We start from the raw sequence: 13,777 nt of genomic DNA, 5'->3' as shown, positions 1-13,777 counted from the left end.
ATTTCAGGATGAACGGGGGTTCGGGGCGCTTAAGCTGAGCGGATGAAGCCGTTCATCCTGCTGGCGACCCGCGCGGAGGACGGTCCGGCCGATGAAGAGTACGAGCTTTTCCTGCGTTACACCGGTCTCGCGGAGTCTGAGCTGCGACGGGTGCGGCTCGAGGCAGGCCCGATGCCCGAGCTCGACCTCGATGGCCTGTCGGGGATCTTCGTCGGCGGCGGACCGTTCAACGCGTCGGATCCGCCCGAGCAGAAGTCCGCCGTGCAGCGGCGCGTCGAGACGGAGTTCGCTGCGCTCCTGGACCAGGTCGTCGCGCGCGACTTCCCGTTCCTGGGCGCCTGTTACGGCGTGGGAACGGTCGGCGCCCACCAGGGTGCCATCATCGACCGCACCTACGGTGAGCCGGTCGGCGTGGTGGAGGTGTCGCTGACGGATGCCGGGATCACCGACCCCCTGCTGGCCGGCATCCCTCCGCGCTTCGATGCTTTCGTCGGGCACAAGGAGGCGATGCGCTCGCTCCCCTCCTCGGCGACGCTGCTCGCCTCCTCCACCACCTGCCCCGTGCAGATGTTCCGCGTGCGCGAGAACATCTATGCGACGCAGTTCCACCCGGAGCTCGATGTCAACGGCATCACCGCGCGCATCCACGCATACACGGATTACGGGTACTTCGCGCCGACCGAGGTCGATATCCCGCTTGCTGCCGTGCGTCGACGCGAGGTGCTGCATCCGAGCCGGATGCTGCGCACCTTCGTGGATCGCTACGCCCGCTGACCGGTCGTTTGCGACGGGCCAGCAAACGCACATTGGCTCTTCTGGCCGGCGACTCGCGCCCGATGTGATGGAGACAATCGGGTGCGAGTGCGAGTGGGAACGGAGGAGGAGTGCGATGCAGGATGCTTCGGTCGTCGTTGTCCCGGGGCTCGGTGGTTCATCCCCCGGCCACTGGCAGTCGATCTGGCAAGCGCAGCATCCGGCCTGGGTGCGCAGCACTCCGGCATCCTGGGACGAACCCGACTCCGACGACTGGGACCGTGCCGTCGGCACTGCAGTGCAGGAAGCTGGCGAGCCGGTGGTGCTCGTCGCGCACGATGTTGGCGACGCCGGACACATCAATGTCCTCAGCGGCCACGGCCCGTGGCCGGAGGGACTCGACCTGCTCCGCGGATTCATCCGTGACCTCGAGGGAGGACGTTGATGTCAGCATCGTTCGAGCAGCTCGCCTCGGAACTCGTCTCGGCGGCGACCGGCCGCACCGAGCTGGTCGCCGCGCTGCGGCCGCCGGCGGGTCCGGTGACGTTGCCGTCGCCTCTCCCCGTCGCCCGGCTCGCCGCCACAGCGGTCGGGGCCGCATCGGTTGCCGCCGCCGCCCTGGCGTACGCACGCAGCACTGGCCGCGAGGTCGACGTGGCGAGCCTCATCCCGGTCGTTCTCGACGGACCCCGCCTGACTGCTGCCTATCGCAGCGAGCAAGTCTTCACCTGGAACGGCGAGAGACCGGATGCCTGGGCCCCGGCATCCGGGTTCTTCGAGACCGCCGACGGGTGGGTCAGAACCCACGGCAACTATCCGCACCACGCGGCGGCGCTCCGTCGGATGCTGGGGCTCGGAGACGACGCGGGCAAGGATGCGATCGCCGCAGCACTGCGCACCGCGACGGGTGCGCACTGGGAAGACCGCGCTGCCGCTGAAGGAGCGATCGTCGGCCGGGTTCGGACAGTGCAGGAGTGGCGAACGCATCCGCACGCCGACGCCGTGCGCGCCTACCCGCTCGTGCGCCGTGACGTGGCGGACCCTGGCGCATCGCCGCTGACGGAGCCGGCATCGTCACTGCCCCTCGCGGGCGTCCGGGTGCTCGACCTCACGCGGGTGATCGCCGGACCTGTCTCGACCCGCACCCTCGCACTGTTCGGGGCGGACGTGCTGCGCATCGACAGTCCCCGCCTTCCCGAGATCGACTGGCAGTTCCTGGACACCGGCCAGGGCAAGCGCTCGACCACACAGCCGGCTACCTGCTCGCGGCATCCGTCATGAGTGCGCTGGAGCTCCGTCACCTCACCGGCGCGGTGTCGCACGTCGGCGTCTCGCTCGCCCGGGTGGCGCTGACCCTCCTCGACGGACCGCGCTCGTCGGTCCCGGCACCCACCCCGACCCCGGACGAGACCTGGCGCGAGCAGACTGTCGATCTCGCCGTGGCGGGAGGGGGAAGCCTCCACTGCGCCGCGCCCGCGCCGGTCTGGAACGGGAGCGCACTGACGTACCCCGCGACGATCGTCCGCTACGGCTCGTCGGTGGCCGCCTGGTAGCGGGCGGCGCGGATGAGGTCGGCCGAGTGCGCCAGATGTGCCCGGACCGCGTCCCCTCCTTCGCGCTGAATCTCGTCAAGATAACCAGTGTGCTCCCGGGCGAGCGAGCCCGCCGGATAGTCCGGCCTGACGTGCGTGAGGAGCAACAGGATCTCGGACTCCAGCTGCCGATGGGCCTGCGCAATCCGTGGACTTGCCGCTGCCTCCACGATGAGACGGTGCACCTCGGCGTGCGCCCGCGTTGTTGCGAGCCAGTCTCCTGATGCCTCGGCCAGCGCGAGCCGGTCGATCGCCTCTTTCACGGGACGCGTGACAGCAGCCGGCCACGGCGTGCCGTGCTTGGCGCTCACCTGGCGAACGGCTTCCGCCTCGAGCGCACCGCGCAGCTCCTGGAGCGCTTCGACCGCATCGTCGTCGAGGTTGGCGACGCGGGCTCCTCGGTAGGGCGCAATCGTCACGAGCCGCTCTGCCGCGAGCGCCTGAAGTGCGGCGCGCACGGTGTGTCGAGACGCAGCGTGCTCCGCGGCGAGGCGCTCTTCCCGAAGCGGAGCGTCTAGACCCAGCTCGCCGGACAGGATGCTGGCGCGCAGCGCGTCGGCAAGCGCTGCCGCGTGGGTCGGACCGGGTTCGCTCTCACGCCGGCGCGGAGACATCCGTCTTCTCCTTCCGGGCGGTCGGCAGTGAGAGCACCACGAGCCCGAGGGCGAGCACGACAAGACCGATCGCCGACGCCACCGTGAGGTGCTCGTGAAGCACCCAGACGCCGAGCAGCGTCGCACCGAGCGGCTCCGCGAGCGTGAGCGTCGCAACCGTGGTCGGGGCGAGCCGCCGCAGACCCCATCCGAAGAGCAGATACGCGACCGCAGTCGTGACGACGCCGAGCCAGAGTGCGAGCGCGAGACCCGCGGGGGTGACCAGCCACCCGGGCGAACTCGCAAGAAGAAGCGGCAGGCTCACGACCGCTGCCACTCCGAACACGGCGCCCATCGCGGTCTGGAAACTCCAGCCGCGGTCCATCAGCAGCTTGCTGGCCAGCGCATAGAGCGCATACGAAGCGCCCGCGGCAAGCGAGGCAAGAACTCCCAGCGGCCCGACGCCCGCGGCTCCTGCGCCGCCGACCAGACCCGAGACGAGAACGACGCCGACCAGCGCGATGGCGGTCGCGACGCCCCAGCGCAGGCTCGGCATTCGCCGACGGATGAGGGCATCGAGGATGCCGGTCACGATCGGCGCCGATCCCAATGCGATGACCGTACCGACCGCTACCCCGTTCAGGCGTGTGCCAGCGAAGAACGTTGGCTGGTAGGCCAGCACGCCGATCGCCCCGACCGTGACGATGACCCAGGTAGGCGCCCTACGAGCTACGGCCGCTTCGGCTGACGGCGCAGCGCGCGGCATCAGTGGCCGCGTCACCAGGGCGATCGCGCCGAGAATCCCGCCCCCGATGAGGATGCGCGCAGCGCCGACCGAGAGCGGGGATGCATCGACATCCGCGAGCGCCTGCGCCGTTCCCGTGGTCGCGAAGCACAGCGCTGCCAGCACCACGGCGATCACTCCGGTCACCGCAGCATTGTTACACAATGTTCCCGGGTCCGCGGGGCAAAAGCCGACGGGCCTCCGAGCTGCCCGAACAGGGAAACTAGAAGCTCGCGGCAGAGGGCTCCGAAGAAACACCGGAGGGATCATCTGAGACGGGGGCGAGGAAGGATTCGAGCACGACATCATCGTCGGATTGGTATATCCGGGTGTCGGCGTTTCGCGTTCCGATTCCCGACGCCTGCTGCTCGGCCGCGGGAAGCCTGCCCGGCGAGACAATCCTGACCCGCACGCGACCGGTGTCTTCGGTCGCGAGCGTGACGACCGCGTGCCGGGCACCCGAGTGCTTGACCGCGTTGACGAACGCTTCAGTGACGATCTCGGCGGCGCGCTCATCCGTGTCGCGGTCGCGCAGCGCCGCCTGCGCCTGAGCGGATGCGGTGTAGGCGATGTCAAGCACGGCCCGCCACGCCGAAATCACCCGACCGAGGGAACCGAGCGGACCGTGGCGCGACCCGCGCCCAACCTCGATGTCACTGACCGGACCCAGCATCCGCTCAAACGCGTCGTCAGTTCGCTCGCGGAACTGAGCAACCTCAGCGACGGTGGGCTGACGCTCGTCGGCGTGCGCGGCGAGTATGACGCACTGGCCCTGCACTCCCCCGTGCAGGATGCCTACAGCATGGCGAAGGGGATCCGATGCGCGCGCGCTCTCTGCAGCCACATCGCGTGCTGTGACCGCGAGAAGCTGCTGCGACTGTGTGGCGGCCAGGTGCGCGGAACGCAGCGCGTCGACGCAGACCGAGACCACGATCGCAAGGCCCGGGATCGTGATGATGCCGACCAAACCAACCATGCCGATGCTCGGCAACAACGCGAGTGACATCGCGGCGACAACAATGCCGGCGAGCGTCCACACCAGCAGGAACAAGATCGGGCGAGTGCGTGCGCCGGGCGCCGGAAGCAAGCGCCGAGTGGCCAGCCCCCCAGCGAGGTCTATCAGGACCAGACCGACCATTCCGAGCGCCGCCACCCCGACTCCGCCGTGCATAAGAGAGAACGGCAAGGTCGCACAGCCGTAGACCAGCGCGACCGCGAACCACGGCGGCGGCATGAGACGCTCCGAGACGCCGCGTCGGCGCTCGGCCGCGAGGGCGACGGGGCCGGATGCCGGCGCCGAAGTATCGACTGCGTCAGCGCGCGCCTCAAGCAGGTGACTTTCGGTGCGAACCTTCTCGGCGTAGGCGCGTACGGTCTCGAAGTCGACGGGACGGGCGAGCATGACGTTGCGGGAGGCCCGGAGCCGCTGTGCGGTAGCCGCGAGCACCTCATCAACCTCAGCTGCCTGGACCCGGGCCCGCTCCAGGCGTGTCCGCATCGGCGCGAGCGCGCGCTCGAGGCGTGCTCTAATCGCGCGCCGGCGGGCGTATTCAGACAGAGCGATGGCGACGAGGGAGAACATCGCGAGCCCTGACACGATATTCGTGATCACACGCGGCGCGAACGCTCCCGTCGTCCCGACATCCCACAGCCACAGACTCAGCGCGTCATTGAGCGGCGTGCGCACCACGCACAGAGCGAGGAGGGTCGTGAGTACGACGATGCCGCGGGCGGGCCGCGATCGCAGGCGCCTTTCGGCGATCGTTGCCGGCAGCGCGAGAGCCGCAAGCACCACCCACCCGAGGGCCCCAATGACGACTGCCTGCAGGTAGCCCTGGACGGATGCCCCGTGAACCGTGGGCACGCCGACGATGGCTGCAAGCACGAACGACAGCAGCGCGCTCCACCGATTGAAGAACGTGCCATCGGTGACGTCCCGCCACCAGATCGCGACGACACCTCGCACGAGCAACCGCTCCCACACCTTGATCACCACCGGCCCAGATTCAGACCACCGTACCGATCTCGGCTGGGAAGCGTCAGGGCCGGTGGTCCCGCACGCGATGGATGACGGCATCCGTCGCCGTGACGATGACGATCGTCGCCCCGTACACGAGCAGATCACGCGGGTCGAAGACAGTGCCGAGGACGAGCATCGCCGGCGGGAACGCGGCGCCCGCCGCAAGCGGAACGCCGGTGAGCTGGAAGAGCTCGATGCCCACGCACCAGGCCAGTGCGATGGCACCGACAAGGAGCGGATGCCGCCGCGGGATGAGCAGGATGATGAACGCATAGACCGCCGCCGCGTAGAGCGCATCGCCGGCGATGTCGGTAGCTGCCGTGTCGGGCAGTAGGAAGTGAACGCCGAGCCCTGCCGCGATAACCGCGCCTAGCGCCACCGCCGCCGTGATGCGGCGGACGCCGTTTCCACTGCGCCACCCCGCATCCGTCATGCTTCTACCGTAGGTACGACGGCCGGTGATTCGATGCGCTCAGGCGCGTGTAAGCCCGGTCTCACACGATGGTGGTGAGCACTCCCCCGTCGGCACGCACGGCGGCTCCGTTGGTCGCCGACGCGAGCGGGCTCGCGAGGTAGGCGACGAGTGACGCGATCTCCGCCGGCTCGATGAAGCGCTCGAGCAGGGTCGTCGCATTCTGGCCGATCACGGCATCCTTCACCGCATCCATCGGCGCGCCCTGCGCCTGCGCGATCTGTTCGATGGCAGCTGCCACACCATCTGAATAGGTCGGGCCGCCGAGAACCGTGTTCACGGTCACGGCCGTGCTGCGCGTCCGCTTGGCCAGGCCGTTGGCGAGGGCGATCATGGCGGCCTTCGTGACGCCGTAGTGGATCATGTCGGCGGGCACCGAGACGCCCGATTCGCTGCCGATGAAGACGATGCGGCCCCATCCGCGCTCAAGCATCCCGGGAAGCAGCGCCCGCGAGAGCCGAACGCCGCTCATGACGTTGACGTCGAAGTAGTGCTGACACTGTGCGTCGTCGATCTCTTCGAAGGCGCCGAGACCGAACAGTCCCACGTTGTTGATCAGCACGTCGACCTCGCCGAGGCGCGCGATGAGGTCGGCGACCTGCGCAGGGTCGGCGAAGTCGGCGGCAATCCCTGAGATCTCGGCGTTGGCATGCGTCTCTTGAAGCCTCGCCACGGCTTCTTCGACCCTCTCGGCGCTGCGGCCGTTGACGATAACCCGCACTCCCTCGGCGGCGAGCGCGTCCGCCACCGCGTAGCCGATTCCGCCGGTCGATCCGCTCACGAAGGCGCTCTTGCGGGTCAGTTGCAGGTCCATGGATGCTCCGTTCTGGCGTCCGTCGGGTGCAGGCTCGCCGATTGACTTGCTCAGGAAACTCAACCGTACGTCGAATGACTTTCCTGAGCAAGTCAATCGGGCTAGGCTCGATCCATGCCCCTCACTACTGCGCAACTCGCGACGTGGGCGTCGCTTGCCACCCTCGTGGAGCGCCTCCCCCGAGCCCTTGACGCGCAGCTGCAGGAGAGTTGCGGACTGACGCACTTCGAGTTCGGCTTGCTCTACGCCCTCGACGCGGCGCCCGAGCGGACACTGCGCCTCAGCACTCTGGCGGGCTACGCGAGTTCCACGCTTTCGCGCCTGTCCCGCGCGTTCACACGGCTGGAGCGACGCGGGCTCGTTCGGCGTGAGACGGATACGGCGGACGGACGGTTCACCCTCGGCATCCTGACCGCGGCCGGCCACAACCTCGTGGAGTCGGCGCTGCCCGATCATCACGATCTCGTTCGCGAGCTCGTGTTCGACACACTCAGCGACGAGGAGGCCGCACAGCTCGGTGAGATGAGTCGCCGGATCTCGCAGCGGATCGACCCGGCAGAAGTGTGGGCTCCGGCGCCCTAGTTCCGCGTATCCACCGGCCACCCCTGCGGCGAACTGTCGGGATATGACCGGCCGCACCCAGTGGACTGCTGCGTTGCGAGCGATGCCGACCCCGGAGTGGGCGGCCTACCTCTCGGAGCACTCGGGGCTTCCGGGACCGCGCGCCAACCTCGAGCTGGTCTCGGCGTATGTACCTCTGGCCGACGAGACCACCATCGACACGCTCCTGTCCACCGGCGACGAGTATCACGCGACGTGCGCTGCTGCCGCCCTCGGCGCGAGGGCCGAGGGCACGGCATCCGAGAAGCGAGCGCTGGAGCTTGCCGCCGACGCCCGGTGGCGCGTGCGCGAAGGAGTCGCGCTGGGCCTCCAGCTCCTGGGCGACACAAAGCCCGCGGCGCTCGCGTCGATCGTGGACGCGTGGGTCGACCACGCCCATCCCCTCGTGCAGCGCGCCGCCGTCGCGGCGATCTGCGAGCCGCGCCTGCTGCGGGATCCGCGGATGGCATCGCTCGCCCTGGATGCCTGCGAGCGCGCGACCCGGCATCTCGCGACTCGGGAGCCTGAGGAACGGAAGACCCCCGACTCCCGAACCCTACGCCTGGCGCTCGGCTACTGCTGGAGCGTGGCAGTTGCCGCCGACCCGACGCACGGTCTTCCCGCCTTCGCCGCGCTGGATACCGACGATCCGGATGTCGCGTGGATAGTGACCCAGAACAGCCGCAAGAAGCGCCTGTCCTGCCTGCTCGACAGCTGAGGCCGCGCCACCTTCCGCAGCGGGTCGGTCAGACGGTTCGCCCAGCCCGCAGCACGACGTCCTCGACGTGGTGGCCACTCACCGCTCCGGCAGGACGCGGCCGCTTCTCGTGCACCTCGATGCGCCACCCGGCATCGGCAGCGAGCGCTGCGACGATCTCGGTGACGCCGACGTAGGCATCCGGATCGAACATCGGAGTGTGCTCGGCGGGGTCGACCGCCTCCCGCGCCCATGCGGTGTCGTGTGCGACGACCAGCAGGGTGCCGCCCGGAGCCACGGCGTCGAGGAGGCTGCGCACTCCCCTGCCGTCTGGCGTGCGGGCGAACGACCCGTACTGCAGCGAAACGAGGTCGAATCTCTCGTCCCCGTAGGGACGGGCGCTGTTGGCATTCACGTGCCACGTGCGCACGGCAAGACCCCGGCGCCGCGCTTCGTGCTCGACGCGCGCGAGAGCACGGGAGGAGACATCGGATGCCGTGACGCGCCATCCGTTCGCCGACAGCCACAGCGCGTCCGCGCCCTCGCCGGCGCCGACATCCAGCGCGGTTCCCGGAATGAGAGCGGATGCCTCGGCGACGAGTGTGCCGTTCGGATTCCCGCTCCACACTTGCTCGCCGCCGTAGCGACCGTCCCATTCGGTTTCGACGCCCGACGGGCGGTCACCGGCGGCCAGGTCCTCGTCGGCGAGGCTGAAAGCGATCTGCGCACCGACCATGCTGCCGTTCGCTGCGGCAGGAAGCACCTGCAGGCTCGGGTCGACGACGTTACCTGCCGCGAAAACGCCGTCCACCGCCGTTCGGCCTGTCGCGTCGGCCGTGAGCACCTCCCCGAACCCGGTCGCATGCGGAGTCGCTGCGAGCCCAAGGCCGCTCAGCGCTTCGACGCGGGCATGGAACCGGGCACCGACGAGCACGGCATCGGCGGCGATTCGGGTGCCGTCGGCGAGGTCTATGCCGAGCGCGCCGTCGGCATCCGTCACCCGGGTCGCGGGTGCGGCGATCACGGTGACACCTGATGCCTCAAGTCGCCGCACGGCCTCGGCATCCACCTCCACCCCATCGTGCAAGATCACAGTGAGACTGTCGGTCAGGTGGCGCATGAGCGGGGTCGGGTGCAGGGCGAGGGGGCTCGTCACGATCTGGACGACGCGCTGATCACGCACCTCCCAGCCGTGACAGAACGGACAGTGGATCACTTCGCGACCCCACCGCTCGGCCAGACCCTCAATCGGGGGCAGTTCGTCGGTGAGCCCGGATGCCACGAGCACGCGACGCGCGAGCAGGGCACCACCTCCGGAGAGTTCGACGCGGAACCGTTCGCCGTCGCGGCGAACATCGAGAACGCGACCCGAGAGGATCTCGCCGCCGTAGGAGCGGACTTCCTCTCGCCCGATCGCTCGGAGCTGTTCCGGCGATGCGCCTTCGCGCCCGAGGTAACTGTGCATGTGCTCGGCCGGCGCGTTGCGCGGTGTGCCGTCGTCGACCAGGATCACCGAGCGGCGCTGGCGGACGAGCTGGAGTGCGCCAGCGAGCCCGGCAGCCGAGCCGCCGATGACGGACACATCGCACCGGCGGATCATCGCAGGTCCGTGAGAGTTGTGGTGAGACGAGTCGTGTTTGCCCATGCGTCGAGGGTAGGCCCGTCTGGGCGAATAGTGGATGCTAGCTTGCAGTATTCGCAAGAGAGACGGATGCTGGACCCATGGCCAGTACCAATGTCGAGACCCTCGCACGGATGCGATTGCGCAGCATCCGCACCACGCTCGGGTATTCGCTCGACGAGATCGCCGATCGCAGCAACCTCAGTGCCTCGACGGTCAGCAGGATCGAGACCGGCAAGCGCGCGCTCAGTATCGACGTGCTGGTGCCGCTGGCAGAAGCACTGCAGGTGAGCGTCGACGACCTGTTGCGCGCCGAGGACGACGACGATGTCGTCATCCGTCCCACCCAGCGCACCGACGGAGCACGGACGACATGGGCGCTGAACCGCGTCGACGGGCGCACGATGGCGATGAAGATGCGCCTGGAACCCGAGCGCGAGATCCCGGCGACCCGCGTGCATCCAGGTTTCGACTGGTTCCTCGTGCTCGAAGGACGGGTGCTGCTGCAACTCGGCGATCGGCGCATCGAGGTTACCCAGGGCGAGGCCGCCGAGTTCTCGACGATGACCCCGCACGCGATCAGCGCGATCGACGACCCGGCGGAGCTGGTCATGGTCTTCGATCGCGAGGGCCAGCGCGCCCATCTGCACCGGTGAGCGGATAGGCGTGACTCCGCCGGCGCCCTCAGGCGTCCCGCAGAACCGCCGCGAGCTCGTCGCGGCTGGCAACGCCCAGCTTGCGGTACACGTTCGCGAGGTGGTTGTTGACGGTGCGCTCCGATATCCCCAGTCGCACCGCGATCTCCCGGCTGCGCTCGCGTGCCGCCGCCCCTCGTGCAACCTGGAGCTCGCGCGCCGAGAGGACTGCACCGTCGATCTCCCGATCGCGCGTGAGCGCCGGCTCGCGCACCGTCACAGAGGCGAGCTCGGCAGCCACATGACGCGCCTGCCGTCGGGCCTCCGCCGAAGCGGATGCCGAACGTGCCGCGTCCTCGGAGAACGTGCGAGCGAGTGCGTCGAGGCCGGCGCTGCGCAACGCGGGCACGAGCCTCATCGCGGCGTCGGCATCCTTGGCCGAGGCTACCGTGGCGGCATCCGCGACCAGCCGGACGAAGCGTGACGGAGTCTCCGTCGCCGCCGCCGCGAGGGTCTCGGCGACTGCCTCTGCGATTCCGAGCCGGATCGCCGTCGACGCGGTCAGTGCCGCCAGAAGGTGATGGCCGTACTGCACAGCTGCCGCGACCGCGTCGGTGAGCGGCGCCGCAGCCTCCTGCGCGCGACCCTCAGGAATCGCCAGCCAGGCGGACGCCTCAGCTCGCTGCAGAATGACTGTGACACTCGGATCATGCTGCGCGGCAAGGTGGTGTCGGCTGACGTGACCCGCAGAATGACCGACCCTCCGGTGTCCTCATTTGGAGATATGTCCGCCAGCCGCACCGCCGACTTCAGATGGCTTGATTAGGAGCATGTCCCTTCGGGTGACTCATCACAGTCCTGCCTCGATCCCTTCCGTCGGTGGTTTCCATCGAAGAAGAAGGAGGAAACGGGCATGACTGATCTCGCAGAACTGGTAGACCACGTGATCGGCGTCGACCCTGACCGTGATCGCGTCACCGCCGCCGTCGTGAGCGTCACCACGCAAGGAGAACTGGCAGCAGCGACATTCCCTGCGACGCGACGAGGGTACGGCCAGGCGCTCCGATGGGCGAAGACCCTTACCGTCGACGAGCGCCGCGCCTGGGCGATCGAGTCGACCGGCAGCTACGGCGCCGGCCTCGCCGCGACCTTGGCAGAGAAGGGCGAGTTCGTGATCGAGTTCGACCACCCGAGCACCCGCGCATCGAAGGACGGAGCGAAGTCTGACTCGCTCGACGCGGTGCGCGCGGCACGCGAGACACTCGGCCGCAAAACCTGGGCAACGCCACGATCTCGAGGACTTCGCGAGGGTTTGCGAACGCTCATCGTGGCCCGGGATTCCGCGAAGCTCGCCCGGGTCGCCGCGATCAACGTGCTCAAGGCGCTCATCGTCACCGCACCCGTCGATCTCCGGGAGGACCTCCGCGGGCTCACGTTCGGACAACTCGTCGACCGGTGCATCCGGCTCCGTCCAGACACGGCGACCGAGCCCGAGCACGCCGCCACCAAACTGTCCCTGCGCAGCACGGCGACCCGGATCAAGCAGCTGACGACCGAATGCCGCGAACTCGAGCTCGCGATGCTTCCGATCGTCCGCGAGATCTGCCCCGCTTTGCTCAACGAACCGGGCATCGGCACGCTCGTCGCCGCGCAAATCCTCATCTCCTGGTCTCACGCCGGGCGATGCCGTAACGAAGCCGCTTTCGCTCGGCTCGGCGGCGTCGCACCGCTGGAAGCCACCTCAGGTCAGAACCAGACGCGGCATCGTCTCTCACGCGGCGGTGACCGTCAGCTCAACCGAGCGCTTCACACCGCGATCCTCGCGCGCGTGAAGGTGCACCCTGAGACGCGCGACTATCTCGCGCGACGGATCGCTCAGGGTAAGACGAAGAGAGAAGCGATGCGGTGCCTCAAGAGGTACTACGCCCGTCACATCTTCCGACTCCTGGAAAGCACGCCCACGCCCACTTGACAGCGATAGGAGCATCTTGATGTCGGCGTGCGCGGCGTCATCGACGGTTGCGAGCAGCGCCTGCGCGGCGCCTGCATCCCCCGACATCGCCGCGGCCGTCGCCCCCAGCGCGATGGCCGCGCCGGACAGCCCCGTGAAGTCGCGCCACGCCAGCTGGCGAACGGCAAGGTCGGCGAGGGGACCCGCACGGTCGAGCCGGCCCGCGTGAAGCTCGATCAGCGCAAGGACATATGACCACTGCCCCGCGGCATCCGGGGTTCCAGAGACCCGCTGACGCTCGGCGAGCGCGCGTGCGTCGGCGATCGACGCATCCGCCAACTCACTCAACATCTGGGAAAGATTGAGCAGCTCGCCCGCGTACGGCTGGTCGTGGCTCACGAGATCGGCGAGCGGTCGCGCCTCCGCGACGGCTCCACGGGCTGCCTCCGCGTCGCCTCGCATCGCCGCGATCATCGCCGACGTGAGCCCCATCGAGAGCCTGCCGAGCACGTCGACGTCGCGGTCCGCGGAATCGTCGTCGGTCGAGCCGGGTGGCGGTGCGAGTCGAGGCAGCGTCGACACCGCGGCATCAAGGGGAACCCCTGCCATCAGCCGCCACTTGACCATCTCGGCATCCAACGCCACCGACGCGTCCGCCGACAGCGGCGCGCGCAGTGTCGTTGCACGCTCGAGTGCTGCGACAGGATCGGCGCGGCGGTACGCCAGATGCTGACCCCATCGCAACGCGAGAAGCGCGCGTTCGGCATCCGTCTGCGCTGTGCGCGCGGCGCGATCGAACTGTTCGTCGGCGGAGTCGGTTTCGCCGAGCACGGAGTGCGCCGCCGCAGCCAAGACGTGGGCTCGAAACCCTCCACCCGCCTCTGCCGCGGCATGGGAGAAGCTCAGCGATGTCGCCGCGTCCCCCACCGATGCCGCGTACCCCGCCGCCCACTCGAGATCTGCGGCAGACAGCGTCGAGCCGCAGTCGACCTCAACCTGCCCGGCGTCGGGCCCGCGCTCCGAGCCCTCGCGTTCGACGCTCGAATGAACCCTCGCCAGCCGTACGGCAGCGAACCGGTCAGTGTCTCTACCCGTCGTCCGCAACGCCGCCGCCGCCGTCGCGGCACGCTCAGCACGCTCGCTGCTCGACATGAGCGCGATCACCGCTTCGGTCAGGAGCGGGTGGGTGAGACGGATGCCCACACCTGCACCATCATCGACCAGTCCGCGGCTGCGAAGAGACGA

General features: G+C 68.9%; 15 protein-coding genes. 8 read left to right on the top strand and 7 right to left on the bottom strand.

The genetic code is table 11. From position 1 onward, the window contains the following. Nucleotides 1–42: 42 nt before the first annotated feature. The 4 genes from MICSW_RS05845 (at nucleotide 43) to MICSW_RS05830 (ending at nucleotide 2,306) form a co-directional block, all read left to right on the top strand. Entirely contained in the window at nucleotides 43–774 is a 732-nt protein-coding gene (locus MICSW_RS05845) for a glutamine amidotransferase (RefSeq protein ID WP_464497602.1), read from the top strand. A gap of 115 nt (nucleotides 775–889) precedes the next feature. Next, nucleotides 890–1,198 carry an RBBP9/YdeN family alpha/beta hydrolase gene (locus tag MICSW_RS05840; RefSeq protein WP_228178521.1) on the top strand — a complete coding sequence of 103 codons (309 nt, stop codon included), beginning with the start codon at nucleotides 890–892 and terminating at the stop codon, nucleotides 1,196–1,198. Next, on the top strand, nucleotides 1,198–2,034 hold the full coding sequence (locus tag MICSW_RS05835; RefSeq protein ID WP_464497596.1) for a CoA transferase: 837 nt from the start codon (nucleotides 1,198–1,200) through the stop codon (nucleotides 2,032–2,034). Before MICSW_RS05840 ends, MICSW_RS05835 begins: the two co-directional genes overlap by 1 nt. Next, a complete protein-coding gene (locus MICSW_RS05830; RefSeq protein ID WP_464497591.1) occupies nucleotides 2,031–2,306 on the top strand; it encodes a hypothetical protein in 276 nt (91 codons plus the stop codon). Before MICSW_RS05835 ends, MICSW_RS05830 begins: the two co-directional genes overlap by 4 nt. Here MICSW_RS05830 and MICSW_RS05825 read toward each other — a convergent pair. From MICSW_RS05825 to MICSW_RS05805, 5 genes are all read right to left on the bottom strand, one after another. After that, the gene (locus tag MICSW_RS05825) at nucleotides 2,279–2,959 is read right to left on the bottom strand and encodes a GntR family transcriptional regulator (RefSeq protein WP_375237612.1); all 681 of its coding nucleotides are present in this window, start codon (nucleotides 2,957–2,959) and stop codon (nucleotides 2,279–2,281) included. The genes MICSW_RS05830 and MICSW_RS05825 overlap by 28 nt on opposite strands. Continuing rightward, nucleotides 2,940–3,869, bottom strand: coding sequence for a DMT family transporter (locus tag MICSW_RS05820; protein ID WP_228178518.1), 930 nt, complete (start codon nucleotides 3,867–3,869; stop codon nucleotides 2,940–2,942). The genes MICSW_RS05825 and MICSW_RS05820 overlap by 20 nt, the downstream gene beginning before the upstream one ends. A 76-nt stretch (nucleotides 3,870–3,945) precedes the next feature. Then, complete coding sequence (locus MICSW_RS05815; protein WP_464497581.1) at nucleotides 3,946–5,718, bottom strand: hypothetical protein; 1,773 nt, start codon at nucleotides 5,716–5,718, stop codon at nucleotides 3,946–3,948. A 43-nt stretch (nucleotides 5,719–5,761) separates the two neighbouring features. Next, a complete protein-coding gene (locus MICSW_RS05810) occupies nucleotides 5,762–6,175 on the bottom strand; it encodes a ribosomal maturation YjgA family protein (protein WP_375237645.1) in 414 nt (137 codons plus the stop codon). Between the two features lie 61 nt (nucleotides 6,176–6,236). Beyond that, nucleotides 6,237–7,028 (bottom strand): SDR family NAD(P)-dependent oxidoreductase, encoded by a 792-nt coding sequence (locus MICSW_RS05805; RefSeq protein WP_464497574.1) that lies wholly within the window; start codon nucleotides 7,026–7,028, stop codon nucleotides 6,237–6,239. Nucleotides 7,029–7,142: 114 nt separating this feature from the next. Here MICSW_RS05805 and MICSW_RS05800 point away from each other — a divergent pair, with 114 nt between their 5' ends. Both MICSW_RS05800 and MICSW_RS05795 read left to right on the top strand, forming a co-directional pair. Then, on the top strand, nucleotides 7,143–7,610 hold the full coding sequence (locus tag MICSW_RS05800) for a MarR family winged helix-turn-helix transcriptional regulator (protein ID WP_464497570.1): 468 nt from the start codon (nucleotides 7,143–7,145) through the stop codon (nucleotides 7,608–7,610). Between the two features lie 43 nt (nucleotides 7,611–7,653). Next, nucleotides 7,654–8,346 carry a HEAT repeat domain-containing protein gene (locus MICSW_RS05795; RefSeq protein ID WP_228178513.1) on the top strand — a complete coding sequence of 231 codons (693 nt, stop codon included), beginning with the start codon at nucleotides 7,654–7,656 and terminating at the stop codon, nucleotides 8,344–8,346. Between the two features lie 28 nt (nucleotides 8,347–8,374). Here MICSW_RS05795 and MICSW_RS05790 read toward each other — a convergent pair whose 3' ends face one another. Beyond that, a complete protein-coding gene (locus MICSW_RS05790; RefSeq protein ID WP_228178512.1) occupies nucleotides 8,375–9,970 on the bottom strand; it encodes a bifunctional NAD(P)/FAD-dependent oxidoreductase/class I SAM-dependent methyltransferase in 1,596 nt (531 codons plus the stop codon). Between the two features lie 77 nt (nucleotides 9,971–10,047). On the opposite strand from MICSW_RS05790, the gene MICSW_RS05785 reads away from it, so the two are divergent. After that, on the top strand, nucleotides 10,048–10,602 hold the full coding sequence (locus tag MICSW_RS05785) for a helix-turn-helix domain-containing protein (RefSeq protein ID WP_464497560.1): 555 nt from the start codon (nucleotides 10,048–10,050) through the stop codon (nucleotides 10,600–10,602). Between the two features lie 28 nt (nucleotides 10,603–10,630). Here MICSW_RS05785 and MICSW_RS05780 read toward each other — a convergent pair whose 3' ends face one another. Further along, complete coding sequence (locus MICSW_RS05780; RefSeq protein WP_464497556.1) at nucleotides 10,631–11,176, bottom strand: helix-turn-helix transcriptional regulator; 546 nt, start codon at nucleotides 11,174–11,176, stop codon at nucleotides 10,631–10,633. Nucleotides 11,177–11,494: 318 nt separating this feature from the next. Here MICSW_RS05780 and MICSW_RS05775 point away from each other — a divergent pair, with 318 nt between their 5' ends. Then, nucleotides 11,495–12,553, top strand: a complete 1,059-nt coding sequence (locus MICSW_RS05775; protein WP_347425086.1) for an IS110 family RNA-guided transposase — start codon at nucleotides 11,495–11,497, stop codon at nucleotides 12,551–12,553. Nucleotides 12,554–13,777: the final 1,224 nt, after the last annotated feature.

This window comes from Microbacterium sp. SW12 (genome assembly GCF_055391095.1).
The sequence above is the reverse complement of the archived record's forward strand: the minus strand, read 5'-3'. Positions and strand labels throughout refer to the sequence as shown.

Bases quoted from the DNA above. Each gene is read 5' to 3' on its own strand.
- MICSW_RS05845 (WP_464497602.1), top strand. From the start codon at position 43: ATGAAGCCGTTCATCCTGCTGGCGACCCGCGCGGAGGACGGTCCGGCC.
- MICSW_RS05840 (WP_228178521.1), top strand. From the start codon at position 890: ATGCAGGATGCTTCGGTCGTCGTTGTCCCGGGGCTCGGTGGTTCATCC.
- MICSW_RS05835 (WP_464497596.1), top strand. From the start codon at position 1,198: ATGTCAGCATCGTTCGAGCAGCTCGCCTCGGAACTCGTCTCGGCGGCG.
- MICSW_RS05830 (WP_464497591.1), top strand. From the start codon at position 2,031: ATGAGTGCGCTGGAGCTCCGTCACCTCACCGGCGCGGTGTCGCACGTC.
- MICSW_RS05825 (WP_375237612.1), bottom strand. From the start codon at position 2,959: ATGTCTCCGCGCCGGCGTGAGAGCGAACCCGGTCCGACCCACGCGGCA.
- MICSW_RS05810 (WP_375237645.1), bottom strand. From the start codon at position 6,175: ATGACGGATGCGGGGTGGCGCAGTGGAAACGGCGTCCGCCGCATCACG.
- MICSW_RS05805 (WP_464497574.1), bottom strand. From the start codon at position 7,028: ATGGACCTGCAACTGACCCGCAAGAGCGCCTTCGTGAGCGGATCGACC.
- MICSW_RS05800 (WP_464497570.1), top strand. From the start codon at position 7,143: ATGCCCCTCACTACTGCGCAACTCGCGACGTGGGCGTCGCTTGCCACC.
- MICSW_RS05795 (WP_228178513.1), top strand. From the start codon at position 7,654: ATGACCGGCCGCACCCAGTGGACTGCTGCGTTGCGAGCGATGCCGACC.
- MICSW_RS05790 (WP_228178512.1), bottom strand. From the start codon at position 9,970: ATGGGCAAACACGACTCGTCTCACCACAACTCTCACGGACCTGCGATG.
- MICSW_RS05785 (WP_464497560.1), top strand. From the start codon at position 10,048: ATGGCCAGTACCAATGTCGAGACCCTCGCACGGATGCGATTGCGCAGC.
- MICSW_RS05775 (WP_347425086.1), top strand. From the start codon at position 11,495: ATGACTGATCTCGCAGAACTGGTAGACCACGTGATCGGCGTCGACCCT.